Source organism: Azospirillum sp. UFLA03-27 (genome assembly GCF_059803775.1).
The window spans coordinates 1-5,023 of sequence record NZ_JAUQTX010000357.1; the positions used below are offsets into that span (position 1 = coordinate 1).

Genomic DNA, 5,023 nt, shown 5'->3' on the forward strand with positions numbered 1-5,023 from the left:
GTTATAGTCTCGTGGGCTCGGAGATGTGTATAAGAGACAGCTTCAGGGCGGTCACGACCTCCCGTGTCTCGCGGACGAAGGTCTCCGGGTCCTTGGACACCGCCAGCGGGCCGGGCCAGCTTGCCCGATAGCGGTCGAAGCGTGCGCGCAGGCTGCCCATTTCGGCCTGGAAGCGCGCCGCCGTGGCGCGCAGCGCCGGGGTCGGGTGGGCCAGCAGGCGCGGGTAGAGCGCGCTGTCCTCCAGCGACAGGTGGACGGTGAACACGCCGAACAGATCGCGGACCGCCGTGGCCAGAGCGGTGGCGTTCGCCGCCGGGGACGGCGCCGCCAGCAGGGAGTCGATCCGGCCGACGAGTTGCCCGACGGTGGCGTGGTGATGGCGGTACAGGGTGGTGCTGATGGCTGCACTGGACATGACGAGGTCTCCAACCGGGGCCGCCGACGGATGGGCGGTGCGTGACGGTGAGAGTGCCGGCTGGAGCGTCGCCGATCGTTGTGCCAGAGCAAGCAGGGGGAAGGTCAGGGAAGAAGCGACGCGGCGGGGAGCGGGGCACTCAGCCCCGGCTCCCCGCCACGGTTAAGGCGACGGTTCCCTCAGGAACGCTCAGTCGTCCCCATGCCCGTGGGCGAGCGCCGGACCGGTCGGCACCGCGGCCGGCTTGCCGGCCCCGACCAGCGTGCGCAGCAGGACGTAGAAGACCGGCGTCAGCATCAGGCCGAACAGGGTGACGCCGATCATCCCGGCGAACACCGCCACACCCATCGCGTGGCGCATCTCGGCGCCGGCGCCGGTCGAGGTGACCAGCGGCACCACGCCCATGATGAAGGCGATGGAGGTCATCAGGATGGGCCGCAGCCGCAGCCGGCTGGCCTCGATGGCGGCCTGCACCACGCTGCGCCCCTGATGCTCCAGCTCGCGGGCGAACTCGACGATCAGGATGGCGTTCTTCGCCGACAGGCCGACCAGGACCATGAAGCCGATCTGCGTGAAGACGTTGTTGTCACCCCCCGTCAGCCACACCCCGGCCAGCGCCGACATCAGGCTCATCGGCACGATCAGCAGGATGGCCAGCGGCAGGGTCAGGCTCTCGTACTGGGCGGCCAGCACCAGGAAGACGAGCAGGATGCTGATGGGGAAGATCCACAGCGCCGCGTTGCCGGCCAGGATCTCCTGATAGGTCAGGTCGGTCCATTCGAACCGCACGCCGCGCGGCAGGGTCTCCTGGGCGATGCGCTCCGCCGCCGCCTGCGCCTGGCCCGACGAATAGCCGGGCGCCGGGCCGCCGTTGATGTCGGCGGCGGTGTAGCCGTTGTAGCGCACGACCATCTCCGGCCCGTAGCTCTGCTTCACGGTGACCAGCGAGGAGAGCGGCACCATGTCGCCCTGGGCGTTGCGCGTCTTCAGCAGGCCGATGTCGGCGGATTCGGCGCGGAAGGGCGCGTCGGCCTGGACCCGCACTTGGTAGACCCGGCCGAAGCTGTTGAAGTCGTTCACATAGAGCGAGCCCAGATAGATCTGCATGGTGTCGAACACCTCGCCGATGGGCACGCCCTGCTGCTTGGCCTTCACGCGGTCGAGATCGACGTCGAGCTGCGGGACGTTGATCTGGTAGCTGGAGAAGGCCGGCCCCAGCTCCGGCGTTTCCATCGCCTTCTTCAGGAAGGAGCCGACCGCCGCGTTCAACGCCTCGTAGCCCAGCGCGCCGCGGTCCTCGATCTGCATCTTGAAGCCGCCCAGCGTGCCGAGGCCCATCACCGGGGGAGGCGGGAAGATGGCGACGAAGGCTTCCTTCAGGCCGGCGTAGCGCTTCTGCAGATCACCGGCGATGGCGGCGGCGGAGAGCGACGGGTCCTTGCGCTCGGCGAAGGGCTTCAGCGTGACGAAGACGATGCCGGCGCTGGAGCTGTTGGTGAAGCCGTTGACCGACAGGCCGGGGAAGGCGACGGCGCTCTGCACGCCGGGGCGGGCGAGCGCGATGTCGGTCATCTCGCGGATCACCGCTTCCGTGCGGTCGAGCGAGGCGCCGTTGGGAAGCTGGGCGAAGCTGATGAGGTATTCCTTGTCCTGCGCCGGGACGAAGCCCATCGGCACGGTGCGGCCGAGCAGCACGGTGACGCCGAGCAGCCCGACATAGACCAGCATCATCAGCCCCTTGTGCCGCACCACCCCGCCGACGCCGCGGCCGTAGCCGGTCGAGGCGCGGTGGAAGACCCGGTTGAACAGCCGGAAGAAGCCGCCGAAGACCTTGTTCATCGCGCGGGTCAGCCAGTCCTGCGGCTGGTCGTGTCCGCGCAGCAGGACCGCCGCCAGGGCCGGCGACAGGGTCAGCGAGTTGAAGGCGGAGATGACGGTGGAGATCGCGATGGTCATCGCGAACTGCTTGTAGAACTCGCCGGTCAGGCCGCTCATGGCCGCCAGCGGGACGAAGACGGCGACCAGGGTCAGCGCGATGGCGATGATCGGGCCGCTGACCTCCTGCATGGCGCGGTAGGTGGCTTCCTTGGCCGACAGGCCGTTCTCGATGTTGCGCTCGACGTTCTCCACGACGACGATGGCGTCGTCCACGACGATGCCGATGGCCAGCACCATGCCGAACAGCGACAGCGCGTTGATCGAATAGCCCAGCCCCAGCATCAAAGAGAAGGTGCCGACGATGGACACCGGAACCGCCAGCAGCGGGATGATCGAGGCGCGCCAGGTCTGAAGGAAGACGATGACCACCAGCACGACCAGGGCGACGGCTTCCAGCAGCGTGTGGATCACCGCGTCGATGCTGGAGCGGACGAACTGCGTCGGGTCGTAGACGATGCTGTAGTCGACGCCGTCCGGCATGTCGGCCTTGAGGTCGGCCATGGTCGCCCGGATGGCGTCGGAGATGGCCAGCGCGTTGGCGCCCGGCGACTGGTTGATGCCCAGCGCCACCGCCGGCTTGTTGTCGAGCAGCGAGCGCAAGCCGTACTGCGCCGCCGCCATCTCGACGCGGGCGACGTCGCGCAGCAGGGTGACGCCGCCCTGCTCGCCAGTCTTCAGGATGATCGCGCCGAACTCCTCCGGCGTCGTCAGGCGGCCTTGCGCGTTGATCGAAAGCTGGAGGGGCGTGTCGGGCAGCGCGGGCGAGGCGCCGATGACGCCCGCCGCGACCTGGACGTTCTGCTCGCGGATCGCCGCCACCACGTCGGACGCGGTCAGGCCGCGCTGGGCGACCTTGTTGGGGTCGAGCCAGACGCGCATGGAATAGTCGCCGGCGCCCCACACCTGAACCTCGCCGACGCCGGAGATCCGGCTCAGCCGGTCCTTGACGTTGAGGATGGCGTAGTTGCGCAGGTAGGTCATGTCGTAGCGGTCGTTGGGCGACAGCAGATGCACGACCATGGTCAGGGTGGGCGAGCTTTTGACCGTCGTCACGCCCAGCCGCTGCACGTCGGACGGCAGCCGCGGCAGCGCCTGCGCCACCCGGTTCTGCACGAGCTGCTGCGCCTTGTCCGGGTCGGTGCCCAGCCGGAAGGTCACGGTCAGCGCCATGTTGCCGTCGCTGTTGGCCTGCGACTGCATGTACAGCATGTTCTCGACGCCGTTGATCTGCTCCTCCAAGGGGGAGGCGACCGTTTCGGCGATGACCTTGGGGTTGGCGCCCGGGAACTGGGCGCGCACGACGACCGACGGCGGAACGACCTCCGGGTACTCGGAGATGGGCAACTGGAACAGCGAGATCGCTCCCGCCAGGAACAGCGCCACCGACAGCACGCCCGCGAAGATCGGACGGTCGATGAAGAATTTCGAGATGTTCATGATGGCCTTCCCAGCGGGCGGCATGGAGTTTGGGTACAAGGCCCCCTCCGTCCCCCGCGGTGCGGGGGACGGTTGGCGACGGAAGGCGTCTCCCGCGACGCGGGGGAGGGGGCCAGGCTGTTACTGGTTCGCGGCGGTCTCGATGGCGTCCGCCGGCTTGCCCATCGCCACCGTCTTCGGGCTGATGCGGGCACCGGGCCGGGCGTGCTGGACGCCGTTGACGACGATGCGCTCCCCGGCGGCGAGGCCGCTCTTGACCACCCGCAGCCCGTTCTGCGCAGCACCCGGGATGATCTCGCGGTACTGCACGGTGTCGTCGCCGCCGACCACCAGGACGAACTTCTTGTCCTGGTCGGTGTTGATGGCGCGGTCCTCGACCATCAGCGCGTCGTGCGGGGTGCTGCCGCCGACCTTGACGCGGGCGTAGAGGCCGGGGACCAGCATGCCGTCGGGATTGTCGAACTTGGCGCGCACGCGGATGGTGCCGGACACGGAATCGAGCCGGTTGTCCACATGCTCCACCGTGCCGCCGCGCGAATAGCCGTTCTCGTTGGCGAGGCCGAGCTGGACCGGCACGTCGGCGGCGTCCTTCACGCTGGCGATGTGGCGCAGGTAGGTCTGCTCGTCGACGTCGAAGGAGGCGTAGATCGGCGAGACCGAGACCAGCGTCGTCAGCGGGGCGGCGGAGGCGCCGGACGCCACGACGTTGCCCACCGTCGCCTCGGCGCGCGAGACGCGGCCGGAGATGGGTGCGGTGACCTGGGTGTGCTCCAGGTCGATGCGGGCGAGGTCGAGGGCCGCCTGCGCCGCCTTCAGGTTGGCGCCGGCCTCGCGGGCGGCGTTCTCCTTCTCGTCCAGGGTCTGGCGCGAGACGGTGTTGTTCTGCACCAGCCGCTGGGCGCGGTCGAGGTCGGCGGTGGTGAAGCGCACCGCGGCCTGCGCGGCGGCGACCTGGGCCTCGGCCCGGGCGACCTCGGCGACGTGGGGGCGCGGGTCGATGGTGAAGAGGGGATCGCCCTTCTTCACCAGGGCGCCGTTGCGGAAATGCACGGCGGTGATGGCGCCCGACACCTGCGGGCGCACCTCCACCCGGTCGACCGCCTCCAGGCGGCCCGAGTAGGACTGCCAGTCGGTGATCTTGCGGGCGACGACCGGTGCCACGTCCACCTCTGTCTCTTATACACATCTCCGAGCCCACGAGACTATAACAGCTATCGCGTATGCCGTCTTCTG

At 69.0% G+C, this 5,023-nt stretch carries 3 protein-coding genes; all 3 read right to left on the minus strand.

Annotated features, from left to right (window positions below; all coding sequences use genetic code 11):
• Position 1 precedes the first annotated feature (1 nt).
• Positions 2 to 415, minus strand: a complete 414-nt coding sequence (locus tag Q4I23_RS30395; RefSeq protein WP_498528688.1) for a hemerythrin domain-containing protein — start codon at positions 413 to 415, stop codon at positions 2 to 4.
• 189 nt (positions 416 to 604) lie between these two features.
• The gene (locus tag Q4I23_RS30400; protein WP_498528689.1) at positions 605 to 3,790 is read right to left on the minus strand and encodes an efflux RND transporter permease subunit; all 3,186 of its coding nucleotides are present in this window, start codon (positions 3,788 to 3,790) and stop codon (positions 605 to 607) included.
• A gap of 120 nt (positions 3,791 to 3,910) precedes the next feature.
• The gene (locus Q4I23_RS30405) at positions 3,911 to 4,951 is read right to left on the minus strand and encodes an efflux RND transporter periplasmic adaptor subunit (protein WP_498528690.1); all 1,041 of its coding nucleotides are present in this window, start codon (positions 4,949 to 4,951) and stop codon (positions 3,911 to 3,913) included.
• Positions 4,952 to 5,023 lie beyond the last annotated feature (72 nt).

Bases quoted from the DNA above. Each gene is read 5' to 3' on its own strand.
- Q4I23_RS30395 (WP_498528688.1), bottom strand. From the start codon at position 415: ATGTCCAGTGCAGCCATCAGCACCACCCTGTACCGCCATCACCACGCC.
- Q4I23_RS30400 (WP_498528689.1), bottom strand. From the start codon at position 3,790: ATGAACATCTCGAAATTCTTCATCGACCGTCCGATCTTCGCGGGCGTG.